22 protein-coding genes are annotated in these 21,237 nt (G+C 46.4%); 1 reads left to right on the top strand and 21 read right to left on the bottom strand.

Features of this window, described 5'->3' with window-relative positions; translation table 11 throughout:
• Positions 1–18: 18 nt before the first annotated feature.
• Positions 19–903, bottom strand: coding sequence for a tRNA (adenosine(37)-N6)-dimethylallyltransferase MiaA (miaA, locus tag HMPREF1150_RS08055; RefSeq protein WP_009659405.1), 885 nt, complete (start codon positions 901–903; stop codon positions 19–21).
• Between the two features lie 82 nt (positions 904–985).
• Between miaA and HMPREF1150_RS11565 the strand changes: the two genes are divergently transcribed.
• The gene (locus tag HMPREF1150_RS11565; protein WP_002895160.1) at positions 986–1,156 is read left to right on the top strand and encodes a DUF3042 family protein; all 171 of its coding nucleotides are present in this window, start codon (positions 986–988) and stop codon (positions 1,154–1,156) included.
• A gap of 91 nt (positions 1,157–1,247) precedes the next feature.
• Here the strand turns inward: HMPREF1150_RS11565 and HMPREF1150_RS0111135 are convergent, their stop codons facing one another.
• From HMPREF1150_RS0111135 to HMPREF1150_RS08150, 20 genes are all read right to left on the bottom strand, one after another.
• Positions 1,248–1,646 (bottom strand): hypothetical protein, encoded by a 399-nt coding sequence (locus tag HMPREF1150_RS0111135; protein WP_032905393.1) that lies wholly within the window; start codon positions 1,644–1,646, stop codon positions 1,248–1,250.
• Between the two features lie 197 nt (positions 1,647–1,843).
• Complete coding sequence (locus tag HMPREF1150_RS08060; protein WP_009659445.1) at positions 1,844–2,209, bottom strand: hypothetical protein; 366 nt, start codon at positions 2,207–2,209, stop codon at positions 1,844–1,846.
• An 83-nt stretch (positions 2,210–2,292) separates the two neighbouring features.
• Positions 2,293–3,219 carry a YafY family protein gene (locus HMPREF1150_RS08065; RefSeq protein ID WP_009659434.1) on the bottom strand — a complete coding sequence of 309 codons (927 nt, stop codon included), beginning with the start codon at positions 3,217–3,219 and terminating at the stop codon, positions 2,293–2,295.
• Positions 3,220–3,232: 13 nt separating this feature from the next.
• Positions 3,233–3,706, bottom strand: coding sequence for a GNAT family N-acetyltransferase (locus HMPREF1150_RS08070; protein ID WP_009659383.1), 474 nt, complete (start codon positions 3,704–3,706; stop codon positions 3,233–3,235).
• An 11-nt stretch (positions 3,707–3,717) separates the two neighbouring features.
• Positions 3,718–4,467 (bottom strand): PHP domain-containing protein, encoded by a 750-nt coding sequence (locus HMPREF1150_RS08075; protein WP_009659470.1) that lies wholly within the window; start codon positions 4,465–4,467, stop codon positions 3,718–3,720.
• A 33-nt stretch (positions 4,468–4,500) separates the two neighbouring features.
• Complete coding sequence (hisE, locus tag HMPREF1150_RS08080; RefSeq protein WP_009659418.1) at positions 4,501–4,815, bottom strand: phosphoribosyl-ATP diphosphatase; 315 nt, start codon at positions 4,813–4,815, stop codon at positions 4,501–4,503.
• 112 nt (positions 4,816–4,927) lie between these two features.
• On the bottom strand, positions 4,928–5,272 hold the full coding sequence (hisI, locus tag HMPREF1150_RS08085; protein WP_009659375.1) for a phosphoribosyl-AMP cyclohydrolase: 345 nt from the start codon (positions 5,270–5,272) through the stop codon (positions 4,928–4,930).
• Complete coding sequence (hisF, locus tag HMPREF1150_RS08090) at positions 5,272–6,030, bottom strand: imidazole glycerol phosphate synthase subunit HisF (RefSeq protein ID WP_009659437.1); 759 nt, start codon at positions 6,028–6,030, stop codon at positions 5,272–5,274. The genes hisI and hisF overlap by 1 nt, the downstream gene beginning before the upstream one ends.
• 2 nt (positions 6,031–6,032) lie before the next feature.
• Positions 6,033–6,755, bottom strand: coding sequence for a 1-(5-phosphoribosyl)-5-[(5-phosphoribosylamino)methylideneamino]imidazole-4-carboxamide isomerase (gene hisA, locus HMPREF1150_RS08095; protein WP_009659421.1), 723 nt, complete (start codon positions 6,753–6,755; stop codon positions 6,033–6,035).
• Positions 6,733–7,356, bottom strand: a complete 624-nt coding sequence (hisH, locus tag HMPREF1150_RS08100) for an imidazole glycerol phosphate synthase subunit HisH (RefSeq protein WP_009659399.1) — start codon at positions 7,354–7,356, stop codon at positions 6,733–6,735. The genes hisA and hisH overlap by 23 nt, the downstream gene beginning before the upstream one ends.
• Before the next feature lie 34 nt (positions 7,357–7,390).
• Positions 7,391–7,975, bottom strand: coding sequence for an imidazoleglycerol-phosphate dehydratase HisB (hisB, locus tag HMPREF1150_RS08105; protein WP_009659476.1), 585 nt, complete (start codon positions 7,973–7,975; stop codon positions 7,391–7,393).
• 11 nt (positions 7,976–7,986) lie between these two features.
• Positions 7,987–9,279, bottom strand: a complete 1,293-nt coding sequence (hisD, locus tag HMPREF1150_RS08110; protein ID WP_009659393.1) for a histidinol dehydrogenase — start codon at positions 9,277–9,279, stop codon at positions 7,987–7,989.
• Positions 9,276–9,920 carry an ATP phosphoribosyltransferase gene (gene hisG, locus HMPREF1150_RS08115; RefSeq protein ID WP_009659395.1) on the bottom strand — a complete coding sequence of 215 codons (645 nt, stop codon included), beginning with the start codon at positions 9,918–9,920 and terminating at the stop codon, positions 9,276–9,278. The genes hisD and hisG overlap by 4 nt, the downstream gene beginning before the upstream one ends.
• Positions 9,917–10,906, bottom strand: a complete 990-nt coding sequence (locus HMPREF1150_RS08120) for an ATP phosphoribosyltransferase regulatory subunit (RefSeq protein WP_009659381.1) — start codon at positions 10,904–10,906, stop codon at positions 9,917–9,919. The genes hisG and HMPREF1150_RS08120 overlap by 4 nt, the downstream gene beginning before the upstream one ends.
• A 55-nt stretch (positions 10,907–10,961) precedes the next feature.
• Positions 10,962–12,020, bottom strand: coding sequence for a histidinol-phosphate transaminase (hisC, locus tag HMPREF1150_RS08125; protein WP_032905392.1), 1,059 nt, complete (start codon positions 12,018–12,020; stop codon positions 10,962–10,964).
• Positions 12,021–12,488: 468 nt separating this feature from the next.
• Complete coding sequence (locus HMPREF1150_RS08130) at positions 12,489–12,794, bottom strand: DUF4298 domain-containing protein (RefSeq protein WP_009659391.1); 306 nt, start codon at positions 12,792–12,794, stop codon at positions 12,489–12,491.
• A gap of 17 nt (positions 12,795–12,811) precedes the next feature.
• Complete coding sequence (locus HMPREF1150_RS08135) at positions 12,812–13,666, bottom strand: hypothetical protein (protein ID WP_009659440.1); 855 nt, start codon at positions 13,664–13,666, stop codon at positions 12,812–12,814.
• A 75-nt stretch (positions 13,667–13,741) separates the two neighbouring features.
• Entirely contained in the window at positions 13,742–17,416 is a 3,675-nt protein-coding gene (gene addA / locus HMPREF1150_RS08140; RefSeq protein WP_009659401.1) for a helicase-exonuclease AddAB subunit AddA, read from the bottom strand.
• Positions 17,413–20,694 carry an ATP-dependent nuclease subunit B gene (rexB, locus tag HMPREF1150_RS08145; RefSeq protein ID WP_009659430.1) on the bottom strand — a complete coding sequence of 1,094 codons (3,282 nt, stop codon included), beginning with the start codon at positions 20,692–20,694 and terminating at the stop codon, positions 17,413–17,415. Before rexB ends, addA begins: the two co-directional genes overlap by 4 nt.
• A gap of 201 nt (positions 20,695–20,895) precedes the next feature.
• The gene (locus tag HMPREF1150_RS08150; RefSeq protein ID WP_009659455.1) at positions 20,896–21,207 is read right to left on the bottom strand and encodes a hypothetical protein; all 312 of its coding nucleotides are present in this window, start codon (positions 21,205–21,207) and stop codon (positions 20,896–20,898) included.
• Between the last annotated feature and the right edge of the window lie 30 nt (positions 21,208–21,237).

Below are 21,237 nucleotides of genomic sequence, written 5' to 3'. Positions count from 1 at the left end.
TAAGACTTGGTCAGCCAGCTACCTGTCCAAAAACCTCCTGATGTCTTCCATGACCTGATTTTTATAGTCTGGATTTCCCACCTGATAGAAGGTCACGGACATCCGGTTGCGAAACCAAGTCAGCTGGCGCTTGGCAAAACGGCGAGTATTCTGCTTGAGCTTGTCCACGGCCTCTTCTAGGCTCATCTGACCTTCAAAGTAGGGGAAAAGTTCCTTGTAGCCGATACCCTTGCTGGCTTGACTGGTTGGAGCCTGTTCATAAAGCCAACGAGCTTCTTCTAAAAGTCCGACTTCTAGCATCAGATCTACTCGCTGATTGATTCGATCATATAGTTTTTCTCTCTCATCATCAAGACAAATCAGCAGGGCTTCATAGTCTGGCTGGCTGTTTTCTAGTTGCCCACCTAACTGAGCAATCTCCAGCGCTCTCATAGCCCTACGGCGATTTATCTGAGGAATCTCGATACCCAGCTCTGCTATTTTTTCAAACAAATCCTCATCCGACCAACTGTCCAGCTGCGCCCGATAGGCCAGAATCTCCTCGTGAGGAACGGAGCCGCCCAGATGGTAGCCCTCGAGCAAACTCTGGATATAGAGTCCTGTGCCACCGCAAATGATGGGAAGCTGATCTTGAGCCGCAATCTCACGAATAGCCTGAGCTGCCTCAGTCACAAAATCATAGGCAGAGTAGCTCTCGCCAACCTCCCTCACATCCAGCAGATGATGGGGAATGCCCTCCTGCTCTTCAGGATGAATCTTGGCCGTACCAATATCCAAGCCACGATAGACCTGCTGGCTGTCACCGCTGATGATTTGGCCATTGAAGCGCTTGGCTACTTCAATACTCAGAGCCGTTTTTCCGACCGCCGTAGGCCCCACTATCACAATTATCTTGGTTTTCATCTTTTTTCCTTGAAAAAATTTTGATTTTTCGTTACTATTAATTATAACATAAATAATAAAAGTTCAGAAAAGGAGAAATCACATGGCTAAAGGATTTGGAAAAGGCGTTCTTACAGGAGTTGCAGCTACTGTTGCTGCTGTGGCAGGCGCAGTATATGCAGTCAAGAAAAAAGTCATCGAACCTGAAGAACAAAAAGCGGCTTTCATCGAAGAAAACCGTAAAAAAGCAGCTCGCAAACGTGTAGCACACTAAGCCTGCACATTTCACTAAAAAGCCTGGATTTTTCCAGGCTTTTTCTTCTTTCAAAAAACAGCAATCAAATTGACTGCTGCAAACAAATCTATTAGACTTTAAAAGTTCTCTCTTTCTTGGGCGGTTGAATGCCATGAGAGCTAAAGATATAATTGCTTAAGAGCAAGAATATTAACAACTCAAGCACAAAAAACAAATCGAAAGCAGGCTTGGAAGACAAGAAAACGAAAGGAATCGCAAGACACACAATTGTGACATAAAAGATTTTCAAGCGTTTGATATAAAGCCAGAAGAGGTCAAGGCTTTGCCTGCCATTAATCTGCGACTTAGACTTACTTCCAGAGTACCAGATGATAAATACTTCCGCAAAAAAGAATAGACCTAGCAAAATGATCATTCTCCAAAAATGAACCTGCAGTAGAATTCCCGCTGCTAGCAATAACAAAACACCCAAGCTCAGCGATAGCACTGCTCGCCTAGTATTAGCCATAAAATCAACTCCTTTATCTGACTACGAAGAACAGTCAAATTAATTATTGCTAATCGATTAGATTGCTCTAGGAGAACATATTTTATTTCGGCTTTATTTTATCACTTGGCAAGAAAACTTACAAATAATACGATAAAGCATTTGTAGAAGTCATTGGTTACTGAAAAAAGCCACCATTCGGTGACTTTTCTACACGCTTATTTCCCTTGCATAAACTCTTGGAAACGATGAGTATCAAAGTAAATGTTGGATGCAATTAATTTGTCTGATTCGTCAAATTTTAAAAATTCTGCGACATCCAACTCTAGTTCTTTTCCGCTCGGCGACTGCAGGCGATAGCGATTTAAAGCAGCTATTTCTCGTCCCTCTATCAATAACTTCTTCACTTCAAGATGCTGGCTTAAAGCATAGAATTGACCTGCGCCTTGCAGATAAACATCACGCCCTTGCCTGATTTCCTGACTATCGCACATTCCATAATTAAAGTTTTCAGCTACGAAATCTTCCCAGCCACCTTTATTGACTGCGGTAAAATAGCTTTCTGCTAATCTTCTTGTATCCATTTGGAACCTCCAAAAATAATTTAGGCAAGCACTCAAACAATGAGATTTTCAAGCCATTTAAGATTATACAAAAAGCAATATGACTACAGTCTGTCATATTGCTGAAGATTTTTTTGAAGAGTATGAATTAATTTTCCCTGCAGTTTTTTTGGTGATATGACTTTTACTTGCTGAGCAAAACTTAAAATCAATTCGAAAAAGACCGGTGTCAATGCTCTGAAAGCATGTACCTTTATCCTGGTTTGCTCAACAGTGATTTCTTCTTCTGTGAAATGGTCATAAATCTTTGGAAGCGCAGATTCTTCAAAAATTAGCTCTATTTCTTCTTTATTGCCCTCAACTTTATCTTTGGATGGATTTAAAAGAAGCTCTAACTTTTCTTGAGATAAAAGAGGGTAATCTCCAGCTTCGATCCCCTCTTCTACTGGCTGCAAATCACGAATTCTGCTGAGTTTGAAAAAACGAAAATCTAACTTTTCTAAACAGTAGCCGATAACATACCAAGCATTTAGTTTAAAAATCAGACGATAAGGAAGAATCGTTCGCTGGCTTTGTTCTTGTTTTTTAGAAAAATAAGAAAAGGAAACTTTCTTCCCTGTTTGTATAGCCTGCTCAATTTCAAGTAAATAATTTGTATTGAGGGACCAGGAACTGAGATCGAAGTAAAAAGGATTAACCTTATCGGCCGCTTCTTGAGAAACAAGCTTATGCTCAATATTATCAAAACTAGGATGTCCAACAATTTTGCCAACATTTTGGCTCATATTGATGATAAACTGCTTTTCTTCTTCTGTGAAAAAACTGCTGTCCATCTTGTAGTCATCCGGTATATAAAAACCACCCTTATCTCCGCGTTCTGAGTAAATAGGGATTCCAGCTAAGCTGAGCGTATCCATATCTCGATATACGGTACGAGTAGATATTTCAAAACGTTCAGCAATTTCTTTAGCTGTTATCTGTCTTTTATTCAAAAGGGCTAGCAGAATATAAATTAATCGTTCTAGTTTCATGAGTTTTCTTTTCTTATTTCAATCGGCACAGCATCAAATAGTCATCTTTTCTCTCCTCAACCGTGACAAAGCCCAGTCTTTGATAAAAGCGAACGGCGGGATTGCCTTTTGAAACGGAGAGGGAAACACCTAGGTAGCCTTTGGCCTTGAGCAAGTCCAGCATGGCCGTCATCAACTGCTGGCCTAGTCCTTGCCCTCTGAAGTCAGGCAGGAATGAAATGGATAGAGAGGGTGTCTGGTCGTCAAAATAGCCGTAATCTTTCATGATCCGAACCCAGACTGCTCCGACCAGCAGGCCGTCCACTTCTGCTGCTAAAGCCCAATCATCTGGCTGCTGACCAAAGTCCTTGATATAAATCTCTAGTTCTGGCTCCTTCAAGATACTTCTGGGCAGCGGCGCTAGGCCTTGGGGTATGAAAATAGCTAGGTAAAGAAATTCCTCTAAGAGCGGGATTTCCTCTGGTTTTAAGGGCCTAACCTCGGTCATGATTTCTCCTTCTAGATCAACTGCTCTTCACCTATACCGGCCTCCTCTAAGATTTTGGCAACTCGGTCAAATTGCAATCTAAAATGCTCCAGCTTATGGCCGTCTGATCCCACTGAAAAGCGCTGACCGCCCAGCTCCTTGACTAGAGAGAGAGCGTAAATATAGAGTTCCTCGTGACCATATAGATACATGGACTTGCAGTTGAGCTCAAAGGCCAGACCATGGTTAATCATCTTTTGAAAAAGCTGTCGCAGCTCTGGTTCAAAAGTTCTTAACTCCTCTGCGGTAAGCTCGAATTTTCGGAAACCATAGTCAAAGTGAGCTAGGACATCTGCTGGCACAGCCTCGATGGCCTCCTCTAACTCTCTCAGGTAGGAGGGAATCAGCTCCATCTTGTCCAGCTGCAGGACAGGATCTTCCAGATAGTCAAAACTGCCATTGTGGTGGACAGACAATAGTTTCAAGTCGTAGCCCTTGTCCGCTAGGAAAGCTAGGATATCGTCTTTACGCGGAGCGTAATAGCCAATTTCAATGCCCTTTTTGATGCGGTTGCCATATTGCTGGTTCAGCTCTGCTATTTTTGCTGAATAGGCCGCATAGTCAGGTACATCATCATGGGGCGAGGCAGCTTCGTAGGGGTAGGGATTGGACAAATCATAGTGCTCAGTGGTGACAATCTCGCCTTCGTAATGGTCCAGATAGTCACAGAAATCCGCCTCAGAATCATAAGAAAAATAGGTATGAAGATGGTTGTCGCGCATGCTGGACCGCCTTTCTGCAAATCTTATATCCGTTTAGTATTGGTTAATTTCAGGTCGATCATGAATCCGGCTTTGCTTGCCCTGACGAGCTTGGAGAACGGCCTCTACCTTTTCCAGACTGACGCCAGTCTCGACGAGAGCGACCGCCAGATGGTAGAGCAGATCAGCTGTTTCATTGGCCATCTCGTCCTTGTCAGCATTTTTAGCCGCAATGACCACTTCTGTCGCTTCTTCACCGACTTTTTTGAGAATCTTGTCCAGCCCCTTGTCATAGAGATAGCTGGTATAGGAGCCTTCCTTAGGCTCTTTTTTGCGTTTGAGGGCTTCTTGATAGAGGGTTTCTAGCATAGTATCTCCTTGTTACTGTCCTTATTTTACTATAAAAAGCAATTCTTTCCAATGGCGGGCTGATGTCTTAGTTTTATTTTTGCATTAACCAAGTACTAAAGCAAGGGAGCATTTAGTCAGTTTTGCCGTCTTCTTCATCCCAGATTGTATGAAAAAAGCAGGATTTGGCTCCGGTGTGGCAGGCAGCTCCCAGCTGGTCTACTTCGATCAGCAGGGTATCTAGGTCGCAGTCAGCTGTTATTTTTTTGACAGTCTGGTAGTGGCCGCTAGTGGCCCCCTTATACCAAAGCTCCTGACGTGACCGGCTCCAGTACCACATCTGACCGCTAGTGCGGGTCAGATGGTAGGCTTCTTCATTGAGATAGGCCAGCATGAGGACTTCTTTGCTGGTGTGGTCTAGGATAATGGCAGGTATAAGACCGCCTTGCTTTTGAAAATCTAACTTCATTTCTGTCATCAGATGCGCACCTCCAATCCAGCTGCTTGCATGGCTTTTTTGGTCTCTGAGATGGAGACCTGCCCATAATGGAAAATCGAGGCTGCCAAAGCACCCGTCGCTGCAGTCTTTTCAAAAACTTCTAGGATATGCTGGCTACTGCCAGCACCACCAGAGGCGATGATAGGAACGGAAACCACTTGGGAGACGACTTCCAACATTGGCAAGTCAAAACCAGACTTGGTCCCGTCCTTGTCCATACTGGTCAAAAGAATTTCCCCCGCTCCAAGACTGACAGCTTCTTGAACCCAGTCTAACAGGTCGCGACCGCTGTCCTTTCGGCCGCCAGCCAGATAGACATGCCAGCTGCCATCCGCTTCTTTCTTAGCATCCACGGCCAGCACCACGCATTGCCTGCCGAATTTCTCAGCGCAGTCAGCTAAAAGCTGAGGATTTGCCAATGCTGAGGAATTAACCGCAACCTTATCCGCCCCAGCTTGGAGCATCCGCTTCATGTCCTCAACCGTACGAATGCCACCCCCGACGGTAAAGGGAATGAAAACCTGCTCCGCTACGCGCCGGACCATCTCGACCGTCGTGTCCCTCTCCTCATGGGTGGCGGTGATGTCCAGAAAGACCAACTCATCGCAGCCAGCTTCATAGTAAGCCTTGGCCGCATCAACTGGATCGCCCACATCAGTCAGATTGACAAAGTTGATGCCCTTGACCACCCGACCGTCCTTGACATCCAGACAGGGAATGATTCGTTTTTTCAGCATGTCTATCCCCTTTCTGCTTCCTTGATCTGCTCTAGGCTAATTCGTCCACTATAATAGGCCTTGCCCACAATGGCACCAGCCAAGCCTAGCTTTTTCAGCCTTTCTAAATCATCCGCTGACTGGATGCCGCCAGAAGCAATGACTTGAGCTTGCTTGAGAGCTGCCAGCAATTTTTGATAATGCTGGATATTGGGGCCAGTAAGAGTCCCGTCTCGGTCCACATCTGTATAGACAAAGAGACGGATGCCGATTTTTTCCATGGCCAGAGCTAAGCCGATATAGTCCTGATTGCTGGTTTCCAGCCAGCCCTCAGTCGCAACCAGCCCCTCTTTCGCATCAATGCCAATCACGATTTTGCTGCTTCCAAAGCGCTCCAGCGCAGCCTCGACAAATTCAGGATTCTTAACAGCCATGGAGCCAATAATGACACGGTCAATGCCAACCGCCAGGTAATCTTCAATCTGCTCCAGACTGCGAATGCCGCCCCCGACTTGGATGGCTAGACCAGTCTCCGCTTTAATCTGGGCAATCAAATCTCGATTGGCCGCCCGACCTTCTAAGGCTCCGTCCAAGTCAACCACATGAATCATGGTAACCCCGGCTTCTTTGAAAACTCGAGCTTGCTCCAAAACATCGGGATTGACTACCGTCTTCTGACTAAAATCCCCTTTAAAAAGGCGGACGGCCTGGCCGTCTTTGATATCAATAGCGGGCAGTATTTTCATAGACATACTCCTTAAACTTCTCTAGGATACCGAGGCCAACAGCACCAGACTTTTCTGGGTGAAACTGGCAGCCAAAGACCAAGCCTCGGTGAATCATGGCTGGGATAGGTCGCCCATAATCAGCCGTCACATCCAAGTACTCCTCCGGAACATCTGTATAATAGCTATGGACGAAATAGACTGACTGGCCATCGAGACCAGCTGTCAAAGCAGACGACTGCTGGATCTGTAAGTCATTCCAGCCCATGTGAGGCACAGGCAGACCAGCCTGATCCGGAATCCGGCGGCAAACACCGGGAATCAAACCCAGTCCAGAGCTTTGACCATTCTCCAATCCAGACTCCAGCAGGAGCTGCATGCCTAAGCAAATGCCCAAGAGAGGCTTGCCATCGGCCACAGCCTCCTGAATAACTGAAACCAACCCTCGCTTTTCCAACTCCTGCATGGCAGTAGGAAAAGCACCGACACCTGGTAAAATCAAGCCATCGGCAGCTAAAATTTCCTGCGGGTCAGCTGACAGACGCGCTTCTACTCCGACCTGAGCCAGAGCGCGGAGAACATTGGCAGTATTTCCCGCGTCATAATCAATAACAATCATCATCTCTACATCAACTCCTTTCACTCAGAAGGACAAGCTAGAGCAAGCCCTTGGTGGAGTTGACTCCATGAATCTCTGGATTTATCGTAATAGCCTCCCGTAGAGCTCGGCCAGTCGCTTTAAAGAGGCTTTCCGCCTTGTGGTGGCTGTTCTTGCCATGAAGGATTTTCAGGTGCAGATTCATCTGCAGATTAAAGGCTAGGGCTTGGAAAAATTCCTCTACCAGCTCGGTGTCAAAGGTCCCAAGTTTGGGATTGTCAAAATCCGCCTCAAAGACCAGATAGGAACGGCCAGATAAGTCCAGACTGGCCATACCTAGCGTTTCATCCATGGGCACAAAGCTAGTGCCGTAGCGGTTGATACCTGCCTTGTCTCCCAAAGCCTGACGCAGAGCCTGTCCTAATACGATGCCCACATCCTCAACCGTATGGTGGCTGTCCACCCAAAGGTCGCCTTCAGCCTTGACCGTCAGAGAAATCCTACTGTGGCGGGCAAAAAGGGTCAGCATGTGGTCAAAGAATCCGACACCAGTCTCAATAGCTACCGGCTCCTGTTGGTCAAGATTGACAGCCAGTTCAATATCGGTCTCCTGTGTTTTACGCTTGATTTCAGCTTGTCTCATGGCAACTCCTTTTATTTTTCCTGTCTGCGGGCTTCGATGGCCTTAGCATGTCCCTGCAGGCCTTCTGCATAGGCCAGACTGGTAATATCCTTGTCAGCCGCCCCTACAGCAGCACGGCTGTACTGGGTGTACTGGATGCGCTTGATGAAGTCATAGACACCCAGAGCTGATGAAAAACGGCTGGTGCTGGTTGTCGGTAAAACGTGGTTGGCTCCCGCATAGTAGTCACCAATCGGCTCACTGGTATAGTGTCCCAGAAAGACAGAGCCAGCATTTTCAACCTGATCCAGATAGCTGTAAGCATCATCCATGGCAATTTCCAAATGCTCAGGTGCCACCTGATTCATAAGCTCAAACATAGCTTCCTTGGAAGGGGCAAGGATGATGCGGCCATTGTTCTCAATTGAAGCACGCGCGATTTCCTCTCGTGGCAGCTCTTTCAGCTGTCTATCCAGCTCTGCTTCGACTTGGTCTGCCAGTTCCTCCGAGTCGGTCACCAGAATAGCCCGAGCCAGCTTGTCGTGCTCGGCTTGCGACAGGAGGTCAGCTGCCACATAGACAGGACTAGCTGAACGATCCGCAATGACTCCAATCTCCGAGGGTCCGGCAATCATGTCAATTCCCACGACACCATAAACCATCTTCTTTGCCGTAGCCACAAAGATATTGCCCGGTCCAGTTATCTTATCTACCTTGGGAATGGTCTCAGTACCATAAGCCAGAGCTGCTACACCTTGGGCTCCGCCAATTTGGAAAATCCGATCTACACCGGCCAGCTTGGCAGCGACCAAAATCGCTGGGGTAAAGTGCTCCTGGGGCGGTGTAATCATAATGATTTCTTTGACACCAGCAATCTTAGCTGGGATAACATTCATGAGGACGGAGGACGGATAGGCTGCGGTGCCACCAGGTACATAGGTGCCGACCCGCTCAATCGGCCGAATCAACTGACCACGGATAACACCCTCGCTGGGACTATCCTCAAAACCAGTCTCCAACTGCTGGCGGTGGTAGGATTCGATATTAGCTTGGGCATTTTTCAGGGCGGCCAAGACCTCTGGATCAATCTCCTCAAAGGCCTTATCAATTAGCTCCTGCCCAATCTCAAAGTCTGTCACCTCAACCTTGTCAAAGAGCATGGTATAGTCTCTTAAAGCTTGGTCACCGTCTTGTTTGACCGTTTCAATAATCTCAGACACCGCTTCTTCCACATCTAAGTTCTGCTGACTAAGCTGCAGCTGCTCTTCGTATAAAATCCGTGAAATTTCTTCGTTACGTCCGCTTAAACGCTTGATAATTGTCATTTAAAAGCCACCTCTCTTCTTCCTACTAGGGATTCAATCCTTGCCACAAAAGGCATGATATCCGGGTTGTTTTTCAGGGAAGCCTGATTGGCAATGAGCCGGGCTGACACCCGACAAATGTCCTCAAAAACCAGCAGGCCGTTAGCTGACAGGGTATGCCCTGTCTCCACAATATCGACAATGGCATCCGCCAAGCCCAGGACCGGTGAAATCTCCACACTGCCTTGGATGGAGATAATTTCCACATCTTCCCCTTTTTGATTAAAATAATCAGTCGCCACCGTTGGGTACTTGGTCGCAATTCGCTTGCGCTTGTGATCATGAGGATCATAGCTGGGCACTGAGGCTAGTGAAAATTTACAAAGGCCAAAGTTCAGATCCAGCAGCTCCAGATAGCCGGTCGGATGCTCAAAGAGAATATCCATGCCGACAATGCCCAAATCAGCGACTCCATGGCGCACATAGGTTGTCACGTCAGGCCCTTTGACCAAGAGAAAGCGAAAGCGACTGTCTGGACTTTCAAAAATCAAGCTGCGCCCCTTGTCTGCCATGAAGGACATATCAAAGCCAGCCTGGGTCAAGAGCTTGACCGTATCTTCCTCAATCCGCCCCTTGGTCAGGGCAATGGTAATCTGACTCATCTGCCATCACCTTCCTTTCCGCCCTCGTCAGGCAGGTCATCATGAATGGCCTGATAGACACTGTCAATGTCTAGGGACCAGCCGATAGCTGTCAGTTCTGCTGCCCCGAAGCGCTTAAAAAGCTGATCATAGCGACCACCAGATAGAAAAGCGTCTGGTACTCGGTCTCCAAAGACCTTGAAGGTCAATCCAGTATAGTAAGGCATGGTCGCTACCTGACCCAAGTCCATGATTGTCTGATCCAGCAAGCCTGATAGGCTCTGCAGAACCTGCTCCACATCATCTAGAGCCGTCAATATCCGCTCGTTGTCAACCAGCTCTCTGGCCCTAGCTAAAACCTGTTGGCTAGGGCCAAACAGATAAGGCAGCTCCTGTAAAAACTCATCAAATTCACTAGATCTGGTCTGGGTGAATTCAAAGATCCCCGTTCGATTTTTCTTGCGAATATAATCTAGCAGCTGGGCTTCCTCCTGAGAATCTAAGACCAGACTCTCTAGAATTGTCTGCAGGATTGCTGCATGGGAAAACTCGAACTGATAAGACTTAACCTGCGCTAAATCCAGCGACTGCTTGGCTGTCTTGATAGCCTCAAGCACCGCCTCGCGAGCTGGATAGCCAATAATCTCAATACCAGCTTGGCTGAGCTCGTTGGCAAGACCGCGCAGCTCTTCTTGATAGTGAAAGACCTTGCCTGAATAGGAAAACTTGGTCGGCGTATGAACCCTGGTCGAAGCAATAACCCGACCAATCTGGCTGGTCACATCTGGCCTCAGCACCAATAGCTCGCCTTTTTTATCGAAAAGATGATAATGATGGGGCTCCACATGGTCACTGAAGACCTCGAAGTGCTCCAAAGTCGGCGTGTCAATCCGATTGAAGCCCTGAGCCATCAGGAAATCACTGATGTCCCGCTCAATCTCGTAAGTCACACGCGCCCTCTTGAAAAGCTTGTCATGCATGCCAATCGGAAGGGTGATTTTATTCATAGGCTGCTTTCCTTTCTTGCTCTATTCTTACACTGGCTGGCTTTGAGTCAAACTCTCAGCAGCTGCAAATTTCTTTGATAGCTGCTAGAACTGTCTCCATCTCCTCTCGCCGTCCGATAGAGATACGCAGGAAGTCTTTGATTCGTTCTGCTTTTGGAAAATACCGCACATAAATCCGACTCTCTTCTAGCTGCTGGAAAAGCTCTGCTGCAGAGATTCTAGTAGGCTGCGCTAGGACAAAGTTGGTCTGACTGGGCAGGACTTGGAAATCCAGCGCAGCCAATTCCTCAACAAACCAATCTCGGGTCTCTTGGATGGCTCGACCGGTCTCGAGATAATAATCCCAATCTTCCACTGCCGCAAGGGCTAAGCGCTCTGCTAACATATCCACTGAGTAAGGATTGATGGAGTCCTTAACGGCTTTCATGACAGCTATTAAGTCTGGATGCCCGATGCCGTAGCCCACCCGCAGACCAGCCAAGGCTGCGTCCTTGGAAAAGGTCCGTGTGATAAAGAGGTTGGGATAGGTGTCTAGAAGAGGCAGAGCAGATTGACCGCCAAAGTGAATGTAGGCCTCATCCACCACCACTACCACATCCTGATTGGACGCTAGAATTTCTTCCAACTGATTCAGTGGCAGATAAATCCCCGTCGGGGCATTGGGATTAGCTAGGATAATGCCGCCGTTATCTCCAAAATAATCTGACGGATGGACCTCAAAATCAGCTGTCAGTGGGATTTCTCGAAAAGGAACATGGTAGAGGTCCGCCCAGACCTTGTAAAAACCATAGGTCAAGTCCGGAAATAAGACCGACTCGCCGCTGTTAAAGAAAGCCAGGAAAGCCATGGACAAGATGTCGTCACTCCCATTGCCGATAATGAGCTGGTCGGGTGATACACCCAAGTTTGTCGCCAAAGCCTGACAGAGCTCTGCCTGATCCAAACTGGAATACTTGCGCAAGTCCTGGGCATCAAAGTTCTGCAGGGCCTCTGCCACCTTAGGACTCGGTCCATAAGCATTTTCATTGGTATTGAGCTTAATCATGTCTGGCTCATTGGGCTGCTGCCCCGCTACATAGGGATTGATCTGCCTGAGACCTTTTAGCATAACCATCTTGCCACCTCTCTTTCACACACTAGCCATTATCTGACACTTATTTTTGGACTTCTAAAAAATTGAAGACGAAGTTTACCGCTTTGCCAAAGGAAAATAGGTTAATCTTCTAATTTAAATATAATAAAAAGCCCTCGCAAAAAAACTTTGCAAGGACGTTGACACGCGGTTCCACCTTTATTCGGACCTCAGTCGCCTGAGGACCCTCTGGGAGTACGAGACTCCAGATTGATAACGGCAATCAGCCGTCGGACACTAGTCTCAGACTGCTGACTGATTTCGCACCCGCACTCAAGAATGTGTCGTCTAAGGATTGCATGCCATCTCACCATTAGGCACTCTCTGTTTCTTGTCTTAGACTTTTTCTCTCATCGCTTTCAATTTATTGTTGAATATTCTACATGAATTTTTATTAAAAAGCAAGAGGAAAATTGAAAAAAATTAATTATTTTTTCCTTTCTAAATAAATTAACGTTCTTTCAGCATAGAGCTAGACAAATCCAACAGATTAATTGCAGTTTCAAAATGCTCCCCCATCAGGTCATAGACAGCATCTTCGCTTAAGACGCCGCAAGCTATATTTTCAGGGAATTCTGGACTATTTGAGTATTCTAAATCATCAAAAAAATTCTGACCAGTATAGTAGTCCCTCAGCTGGATATAATCTGACTGGCAGCGCTCCAGCTCAGCTAAAGCTTCCTGGGCTCTTGCCAATACCTGAGAATATTTATTCAGGTGCTTTTCCATTTTTTGAATCCGTTCTAATTGGCTCATATTCGCTCCTCCAAATATCATTCTGAACCAAAATATTCACTAATATGTTGATTTCCATAAAGGTACAATTTCAAAATATTTGCCATATCTTTAAGCTCCAACCTACCCTGTATTTTAAAAAGCTTATAACGTTCTACACCAGGTATGTGCTTGTCATAAATTTTACCACTTTCAATTTGCGCAAATATTTTTTGATATTCTTCGAATTCAAAAATTCTAACAGATGCATCAATATGTTCAAATATTTTTTCATTCCTATCATAAGTGAAATGAACAAATTTTTGAACGACATAATTTTCACTACAATAAGGAATTGGGTTGTCTAAAAAAGATTTTTTGTCAGATTTTGTTAACAATAATTCTTCTATATAGTATTGGATAATATTTTTATTCTTGTCAAGCCAAGATGGTCGAAAAATTGTATATATGACAGGATATCTTTTTACAGCACTATCATCTTTATTTGTGCAATGTAAGGTGACACTGAAATTATCATTTTTATCTAAAATGTCATTTGAAAACTTAGGTCCAAACCACGAATCATGTTCAAGAATAGCATTTATTTCGTCAAGTTTTTCAATTTGTCTCTTCTCAAAAGGATCTAATCTAATTTGGACAACATTTCCTCTTTTAATCTGATAATTTAGTTCTTGAATAATACCTAAAAAATTTCCCCTCCCATTTCTTCTTAAAAAAGCATGAGGGAAAAAAATTTCATTTTCAAAAACAATGCACTGATTATATAGCTGATATTTATTTTTATCTAATTCAAATAATCCATCTTTAAAATTAGAATCAGGTAAATTATTCGAATTTTGTCGCCCCACAATTTGATTTACATACTCATCAAAACCTTTTGTAAGTTCTATCATTACATTATCTCTTTCTATAAAGTTAATCAAGAATATTGTATTAAATTTTCAAAAATTTTAGTTTTCAAGTAAAACTCAATCCACCCTAACTACCTGTAGCTGTTCACCACCCAGCAGAATCAAATATTTTTCAATCTGCGAAATGCCGTAAGAACGGCTGAGAGCTTGAGCATATAAGTCTAGCTGGCTACGATAGCGAGCAATTAACTCAGATGGCTCTTTGTATTTATCCGTCTTGTAGTCAAAGAGAATGATTCGGTCCTCAAAAAACAGATAGCCATCCAAAATCCCCCGCAAAACAAAGTTCTGACCGCTAGCGTCATCCCTCTTGAGCATGGCAAATGGTGCTTCTCGACGAACTCTGTCACTGTTCTCAATCAAGAGTCGCCCCAAATCCGTCTCGAAAAACGATGCAATCTTAGGCAGCTGAATCTGCTTTTTGACCGCTTCATCGGCCTGAACCTGATCCAAGGCAGAACGAAGTACAGCCATGCTGGGACGACTATCCAAAGGAATCCGCTGCATGAGTTCATGAACGGCACTGCCGACTTGAGCCCCAGTCACTTTGGCTTTCTTGCCAAAATCAGGCAACTCAAAGCTGGGCTGCGGCCGAAAAGCTGCTCGCTCATCCATGATATCCAGACCATCCATATCCATGATTGGCTCATAAAACTTCTTAATCTGGCTTGGAGTTCGCACACTTGGCAGCTCAATGGCAGAGCGATACTGGCTATTCAGTCGATCCACGCTTTCTAAAATATCCAGAGCCCGACGAATATCATCCGACTGACGATTATCTGCCAAATCATCCGCTGGAAAGAGCACAGGCTCATTAATTCGCCCTATCTCTTCAGCAGTTAGCTCCTCATCAGTGACAAAACGGGTCTCGTAGGCAAGATTCTCATCAGAAAAAACAGCCTGAATGGCATAGAGCCAGTCTTGGAAATTGTTGAGCTGGCTGCGCAGACTGGCAGACAAACGCCCTTGTTGGCTCTTGCCCCACTGACGCTTCTCCAAGGCCTCTTGACTGCCCTTCCCGACCAGATAAAGCTTGGTTTCAGCCCGCGTCATGGCCACATAAAGCAAGCGCATTTGCTCAGACAGACTAGCCAACTGCAGCTCCGCTAGATTCTGCTGATAAGGCAGCGTATCTATGGAAATGCGCAGCTGATTTGGCGCATAGGGGTCTTCCACAGACACCGATACATCCGCCACATACTTGATGCCGACTCCCTTGGCTCGGCTAAGGATAATAGCAGAGCTGCTATCCTGACGGTTGAAGGCCTTGTCCATATTGAGCAGGAAGACATACTTAAACTCCAGTCCCTTACTCTTATGAATGGTCATGAGACGAACGGCGTCCTTGGGCGCCGCCACTGGCACACTGGCTAGATCATGCTGATTTTCCAAGATACGGTCAATCATCCCGATAAAGCGAGACAGGCCTTTAAAGCTAGACTTTTCATACTCATTGGCCCGCAAAGAGAGAGCATAGAGATTGGCCTGTCTCTGGGCACCATTGACTAGAGTCCCCACCATATCATAGTAGAAACGGTCCTGGTAAATCTTCCAAATCAAATCATACAGGGAGTGCGTCTTGGAATAAGTCCGCCAGCCTTGCAGGGTATCATGGAAATGCTGCAGCTTTTTCTGCAGTTCCTGGGTGACTAAAGCAGGGTGCAAACCTCTTCCTTCAAGGGCATTAACCAGCTTTTCATAAAGATTTTCCTGAGAATGCTCTTGACTGGCCTGCAGGGACAGCCGAGCCAGCTCGTCCTCGCCAAAGTCAAACATGGGAGACTTGAGAAGGGCGGTCAGGGCATAGTCATTCAGCGGATTATTGATGGTCCGCAGGGTATCTAGCATAACCAATACCTCTACTGACTGCAGATAGTTTGCGGCGCCATCATCTGGTACCAGCGGAATCTGGTGCTGCTCAAAGGTAGCTAAAATCAAATCATTGCGGGTTCTGGAAGCCGTCAGCAGCGTAATATCTTTAAAAGCCACTCCTTCTTCATTGTGCAGGCGGATGATTTCCTTGATGACTAGATCCACTTCCCCAGCTGATACTGCCTGTGGCAAGCCTTCATCAGCCTCATCTTCCGGACTCTCCTTGGAGCCTTCATAGATTAAGAAGGAAGCGCGGTTAGCCGGATTAGGCTCACGTTTGGCTGGATTGCCAGCCACCAGATAATGGGTTTCATTGTAGTCAATTTCTCCCACCTCTTCATCCATCAGGCGTTTAAAAACATCATTGGTCGCTTCCAACACCTCAAGATGACTGCGGAAATTTTCCTTAAGGACGATTAGCTTGCCCTGACTGCTATCCTCTTGATAGGCTTTAAACTTATCACTGAAAATCTGCGGGTCAGCTTGACGGAAACGGTAAATAGACTGCTTGATATCCCCCACCATAAAGCGATTTTGCCCTCTTGACAGCAAGTCCAGCATGCGCTCCTGCGTGTGGTTGGTATCCTGATACTCATCTACCATGACCTCGTGGTAGCGTTCCTGATAAAAGCGACGCACCTCTGGGAATGTCTCTAAAATCTCAATAGCAAAATGGCTGATGTCACCAAATTCAAAGGCATTTTCTGCTTTCTTACGCTCCAAGTAAGCCTGTGCAAAGTCCGCCACAAAGTCCCGCAGAAGCTCAACCAGAGGCAGACACTCATCCTGATGCTGCTCAATAAAGTCCAGTTGATAAAGCTGCTGGTCAAAGCTTCGCAGTCGCTCAATCATAGGCTTCCTGGCCTCATTGTAGTCCTTGGCCATCTCTTTTTTGAGCTCGTCTGCATTCTTGCCAACCCGAGCTGTAAAGGCCTGGCCATTGGACAGTTGGGAAAGTGCCACAATCTGTTTGAGAACCTGATCTGTTTCTTCTATCGAGGACAGCTCATTCAAGCCTGATAAAAGGGTCAGAGCATTTTGGACATTTTCCTGATATTTAGCACCCGCAAATTCTCTTCCTTCATGCTCCAAATGGGCGGAAAAGAAAGCTTCCAGCTCCCAAAGGGCTGATTTGATTTGGTCAAATATCCTCTCTCTCTCTGCTGAAAAGTCACTGTGCTCATAACCACAGAGGAAGGTCTCCTCCAGCCAGCGCTGAGGACTGCTAGTTGACTGCAGAAAACTGTAAATCCGATAAACTTGCTCCCGGAAGCCTGATAAATCCTTGCGCTTACCAGTAAAGTTCTTTACCAAACGGCTAAACAAAGCCTGACGCTCGCTGTCATAGTAACGGTCAAACACTTGGCTGAAAACTTCATTTTGCAGAATCAGCTGCTCACTGGCAGACTGGAGAATCCGAAAATTTGGTGCTAACCCAAGCAGATAACCATAGCGACTCAGCACTTTCTGGGTAAAGGCGTCCATAGTGCCAATATCGGCATTGGGCAGGTCAGCTAATTGCTGGGCTAGATGTTGCTTGAGTTCATGACTCTCGGCCTCTTTCAAGGCCTGTCCCAGTTCCTTCTCCAGCCTCTCTTTTAGCTCGCCTGCCGCCTTGACAGTGAAGGTCGAGATAAAGAGCTGGCTGACCGCAACACCTCTAAGAATCTGGTCAATAATCCGCTGGACCATGACAAAAGTCTTACCCGAGCCGGCCGAAGCGGAGACCAGAATATTCTGGCCAGAGGAGTAGATGGCCTCAATCTGCTCTGCCGTCTTTTTCTGTGGCTTGTCCGAAGCAGCTTCTTGGGCTTGCTTAAGAGCAATCTCTTCTGCAGTTAAAAAAGGAAGTCTCTTCATTTTTCCATCTCCTCCCTCATCTTTTCTAGCCAGGCCTGGCGCAACTTCTCACCAGTCGGCCGCCTATCAAATTTGCTTGCATCTAGCTTTTCTAGCTGCCGTGCCTGTCCCAAATGGAGATTGGCTTCAAAGCCAGTAATGGCCTTAAACTGCTCTACATAAGGAGCAATGCTTCGTCCATTCTCTGTATAAGGATTGACTGCAAAGTGACCTGATAGAATGCCTTCTGCAGCTTTTTTATAGAGATAAGCATTGTAGGCCAGCAGCAAGTCCAAGTCTTCCTGGCTCAGCAAGTTGGTCTTATTTTTTTCATAGAGCGGACCAAGCTCCTTGACAGCATCTGCCACAAAAAGTCCCTTGTACTGCAGTGGTTTCATAGACTGATTGACTGCATCAGCCAAGGTCTTGGTATCTTTAAGCGCCACAATCGGATCGGTCATCTGCAAATACATGGCGCCAAAAGTTCCCTTATCCTCTTGATAGTCTGCTAACTCCTCAATCGCTGCCAGATAGGTCGGCAGCTGAGAATTCAGTCCATTAAAGAACTTTTCAAAGCTGAACTTAATATCGCCAGACTTATAGTCCACCACTCCCAAACTCTCGGTCTTGGTCAGACGGTCAATCCGATCCACTTTACCGCTCACGGTTACTGCTCTGCCATTTTCCAAGGTCAGGAAAGGCGTAGAAGCTGAGCCAAAGCCAGTCTCCTCGCCAATAGTCTCAATCCCGCTTGGATGAGCCAGCACACGACCGGTCGCCCGCGCCGTATCTAGTAAGAGCTGGCGCGCAAAACGGGTCTGACCTGACTCGCTGTAGATGCTCTCAAACTCGGCCTCTCGGCTGGTCTCTTCCATGGCCTGCGCTAAACGCCGGTCAAAATCGGCAGACGAATCATCCTGCAGGACCTTTTCAAAGATCCGATGGAGGAAAATCCCATGACTGCGAGCATCTGGATGAATGGTCCACTCTTCCTGCAGGCGTAGAACATACTTGAGAAAATAAGCATACTGATGCCGGAAATATTCATTGAGAGCAGAGGCTGAAAGTCGGAGGGGCTGCTCCTGAGGGTAGAGAGCTTGCAAAGTTTCCGACTGCAGAGTCTCCGTTTTCAGTTCCTTGCTGATTTGCGGAATGCTGATGCCTTCTGCTGCCAATTTCTTGCGGAGAACCCGCACAGCCACCGCCCAAAAAGTCTGCTCCTCTGCTGTCCACTCTCGGTCAATCTCCTCTTGGTGGAGCTCGATGATTTGAGAAAGCAAAGCTCGGTAGCTGCCAATATCATCACTGGAAGCCTGAGGCTTTTTGACAATGATGGGCAAGGAAATCGGTGCTGCAGTCAATTCCAGCAGATAGGTCGACATGCTGTCCTCTACTTCATTGACCAAGGCTGGCGCAGACAAGACCAGCTCTTTGGTAGCAGAATTCATCAGCGACAGAGCCGTATAGCGATTCTTCTTGAGATTTTCTGAGCTGGCAATCTGGAGTTCCGCCTGAGAATCCGTTGCGTCATTGAGCCGAGCCCGATCTTCATCACTGAGCAAACTCTTGTTTTGTGCGATTTTCGGAAAACGCTCCTGGGTCAGTCCAATCGCATAGACGTAAGGAGCTGCTAAAGGCTCTATCAGGTCATAAGACTGGACCTTGACCACATCTACCGTCGCTGGTACCGTCCGATAGTTAGACAAAAGCATACCTGACAAGACCAAGGCCAGAAAATCATCCAGTTTGACCTTGCTATCTGCAAAGACCTGAGCAAACTGCTCTAAGACATGACTGAAAGCCTTCCAGACTTCCTCATGGCGCTCCTGCTCCTGCTGACTTTCTCCCTGTAGTAGAGCCGTCAAATTGTCAGACAAACGGGCTGCTTGGACGAACTCCGTAAACTTAGCTAAGAGACCAGACGCCGTCTGACTACGGGATTTGAAAAAGTCTTGCAGCGGAGTCATGACTCGGCGACGAATATGATTGAGACAGTCTAGGTCAAATTTCCCTTGGCTATTGGCCGTGAAATCCTTGGCTAGCTTGCCTGCCCCCTTAATGTCCGCAAAGCGCAGATATTGCTCAAAATGATCCAGCTCTTCTTGAGTCAAATCGCCATAGAGCCCCGTCTTTAAGAGATTGAGCAGGTCTTCCAGTTGGAAATTATAGCGTTTGAGCCGCTCCAAAGATTCGACAAACTGGACCAGCGGATGCTGGGCCATTGACTCGCTCCGCCCCAGATAGTAGGGAATCTGATACTGATCAAAAATGGTCTTGAGCTGAAGCTGGTAGGCTTCCACATCTCCCAAAAGCAGACGAATATCCTTATAGCGCACACCATCATGAACCCGCTGTCGGATGGACTTAGCCACATACTCCAGCTCTTCTTTCTGGTTCATAGTAGCCCAAATTTGGAGCTGCGAGCGGTCTGTCTCACTAAGACTAACCGTTGATTCTGAAAAGTCATAACGACTCTCTAAGATCTTAGAAATCCGTCCAAAGGCATCTTCTGCTTCTGCATGAGAGATATAGTCAGGCTTGACCTGATAGTCCTCGGCCAGCTTTCTCAAAAAATCCACGCTTGCCTGATAGAGATTGCCCTCACGAAAAGCTGCTCGATAGGCTTTTTGGCTGGCATAGGTCCCGATAACAATCTCCACACCTTTTCGATGCAGGAGACCGACCAGGTATTCCTCTTCGGCAGAAAAACGAGTAAAGCCATCAATGACCAGGGCCAAATTCTCCAACTCCTCATCCGTATCACCAGCCAGAATATGCTGTGCAAAAGCAGCAATCTGAGAAGACGAATCAAAATCGCCCCTATTCAGAGCAGCAGTCACTGCAGTAAAAATCTTGACCAGATCCTCTCGCTTCTCAGGCTCCTCAAGAAATTCCAAATCCGCAAAGGACATCTGAGCGGTCTGCAGTTCATGATAAAGGTCCATCAGCTGCTGGATAAACTGGGGATCCTTCTTAATCCGGCCATAGACCTTAAGATCTCCATCATCTAACTCTGTCAAGGTCCGATAAATCAGCATTCCCAGACCAATATCGTCCAAACTCTGCCCTTGCCGAACATCATTGAGGACAAAATACCGAGCCATCTGGGCAAAGCGCGTCACTGTAATGGCAAAAGAAGCCTTGTTCTTCAGGCACTCCAAAACCGCCCGCTCCTTCTCAAAAGAAAGCGAATTTGGCGCAATATAAAAGACTCGCTTACCGGTCGCCACCAAGCTCTCGGCCTCCGCCACCAAGACCTTGGTTAAGGAATGGCGAATATCTGTATAAAGTAATTTCATAGCCTGCCTTTTCCTCTAGAAAATATAGGAACATTATACCATTTTTGCCAATAATTCTCATGGAGAATAGTCCCAAAGCCCGATTAGAACTCAACGTCCAAATAGAGCTTTAATAACTAGCCTCTTCATGTCCATAAACAAATGAAAAAGCCACTGCTTCCAGTGACTTCCTAAGGCTCTTACTTCTTTCAAAGTAAGAACTCATTTAATCTTATGCTTATTCATCTTTTCTTCAAAAATCTCTGTCATAATCACGCGCAATTCTTCTCTTTCCTTGTCCGGAAGTTCGCCTTGCCGCTTAGCGACAGCGTATAGCTGAGGATATTGCTTGGCAACTCGCTCAACCGTCTTGGTCGTCGCATGCCCTCTCACGAAGAAAGGAATCCTTTTAATCCATTCCTTGGGCACGAGTGCAAGAATCTTTTTGGCAGCTTCCTTATCAGAAATTTCTGCGGTGCTGAGCCCTTGATTGATCTGCTCTTGCTCTTTTTCAGTAAAATCATTTAATTCCATACCCTAAATCTCCCAGTTCTATTTTCTTAA

This window comes from Streptococcus sp. AS14 (assembly GCF_000286495.1).
Classification (GTDB): domain Bacteria; phylum Bacillota; class Bacilli; order Lactobacillales; family Streptococcaceae; genus Streptococcus; species Streptococcus sanguinis_P.
This window is presented reverse-complemented; position numbering and strand designations above follow the sequence as displayed.

Excerpts from the sequence above, each read along its gene's own strand:
- miaA (WP_009659405.1), bottom strand. The coding sequence starts at position 903 with ATGAAAACCAAGATAATTGTGATAGTGGGGCCTACGGCGGTCGGAAAA.
- HMPREF1150_RS11565 (WP_002895160.1), top strand. The coding sequence starts at position 986 with ATGGCTAAAGGATTTGGAAAAGGCGTTCTTACAGGAGTTGCAGCTACT.
- HMPREF1150_RS0111135 (WP_032905393.1), bottom strand. The coding sequence starts at position 1,646 with ATGGCTAATACTAGGCGAGCAGTGCTATCGCTGAGCTTGGGTGTTTTG.
- HMPREF1150_RS08060 (WP_009659445.1), bottom strand. The coding sequence starts at position 2,209 with ATGGATACAAGAAGATTAGCAGAAAGCTATTTTACCGCAGTCAATAAA.
- HMPREF1150_RS08065 (WP_009659434.1), bottom strand. The coding sequence starts at position 3,219 with ATGAAACTAGAACGATTAATTTATATTCTGCTAGCCCTTTTGAATAAA.
- HMPREF1150_RS08070 (WP_009659383.1), bottom strand. The coding sequence starts at position 3,706 with ATGACCGAGGTTAGGCCCTTAAAACCAGAGGAAATCCCGCTCTTAGAG.
- HMPREF1150_RS08075 (WP_009659470.1), bottom strand. The coding sequence starts at position 4,467 with ATGCGCGACAACCATCTTCATACCTATTTTTCTTATGATTCTGAGGCG.
- hisE (WP_009659418.1), bottom strand. The coding sequence starts at position 4,815 with ATGCTAGAAACCCTCTATCAAGAAGCCCTCAAACGCAAAAAAGAGCCT.
- hisI (WP_009659375.1), bottom strand. The coding sequence starts at position 5,272 with ATGACAGAAATGAAGTTAGATTTTCAAAAGCAAGGCGGTCTTATACCT.
- hisF (WP_009659437.1), bottom strand. The coding sequence starts at position 6,030 with ATGCTGAAAAAACGAATCATTCCCTGTCTGGATGTCAAGGACGGTCGG.
- hisA (WP_009659421.1), bottom strand. The coding sequence starts at position 6,755 with ATGAAAATACTGCCCGCTATTGATATCAAAGACGGCCAGGCCGTCCGC.
- hisH (WP_009659399.1), bottom strand. The coding sequence starts at position 7,356 with ATGATGATTGTTATTGATTATGACGCGGGAAATACTGCCAATGTTCTC.
- hisB (WP_009659476.1), bottom strand. The coding sequence starts at position 7,975 with ATGAGACAAGCTGAAATCAAGCGTAAAACACAGGAGACCGATATTGAA.
- hisD (WP_009659393.1), bottom strand. The coding sequence starts at position 9,279 with ATGACAATTATCAAGCGTTTAAGCGGACGTAACGAAGAAATTTCACGG.
- hisG (WP_009659395.1), bottom strand. The coding sequence starts at position 9,920 with ATGAGTCAGATTACCATTGCCCTGACCAAGGGGCGGATTGAGGAAGAT.
- HMPREF1150_RS08120 (WP_009659381.1), bottom strand. The coding sequence starts at position 10,906 with ATGAATAAAATCACCCTTCCGATTGGCATGCATGACAAGCTTTTCAAG.
- hisC (WP_032905392.1), bottom strand. The coding sequence starts at position 12,020 with ATGGTTATGCTAAAAGGTCTCAGGCAGATCAATCCCTATGTAGCGGGG.
- HMPREF1150_RS08130 (WP_009659391.1), bottom strand. The coding sequence starts at position 12,794 with ATGAGCCAATTAGAACGGATTCAAAAAATGGAAAAGCACCTGAATAAA.
- HMPREF1150_RS08135 (WP_009659440.1), bottom strand. The coding sequence starts at position 13,666 with ATGATAGAACTTACAAAAGGTTTTGATGAGTATGTAAATCAAATTGTG.
- addA (WP_009659401.1), bottom strand. The coding sequence starts at position 17,416 with ATGAAGAGACTTCCTTTTTTAACTGCAGAAGAGATTGCTCTTAAGCAA.
- rexB (WP_009659430.1), bottom strand. The coding sequence starts at position 20,694 with ATGAAATTACTTTATACAGATATTCGCCATTCCTTAACCAAGGTCTTG.
- HMPREF1150_RS08150 (WP_009659455.1), bottom strand. The coding sequence starts at position 21,207 with ATGGAATTAAATGATTTTACTGAAAAAGAGCAAGAGCAGATCAATCAA.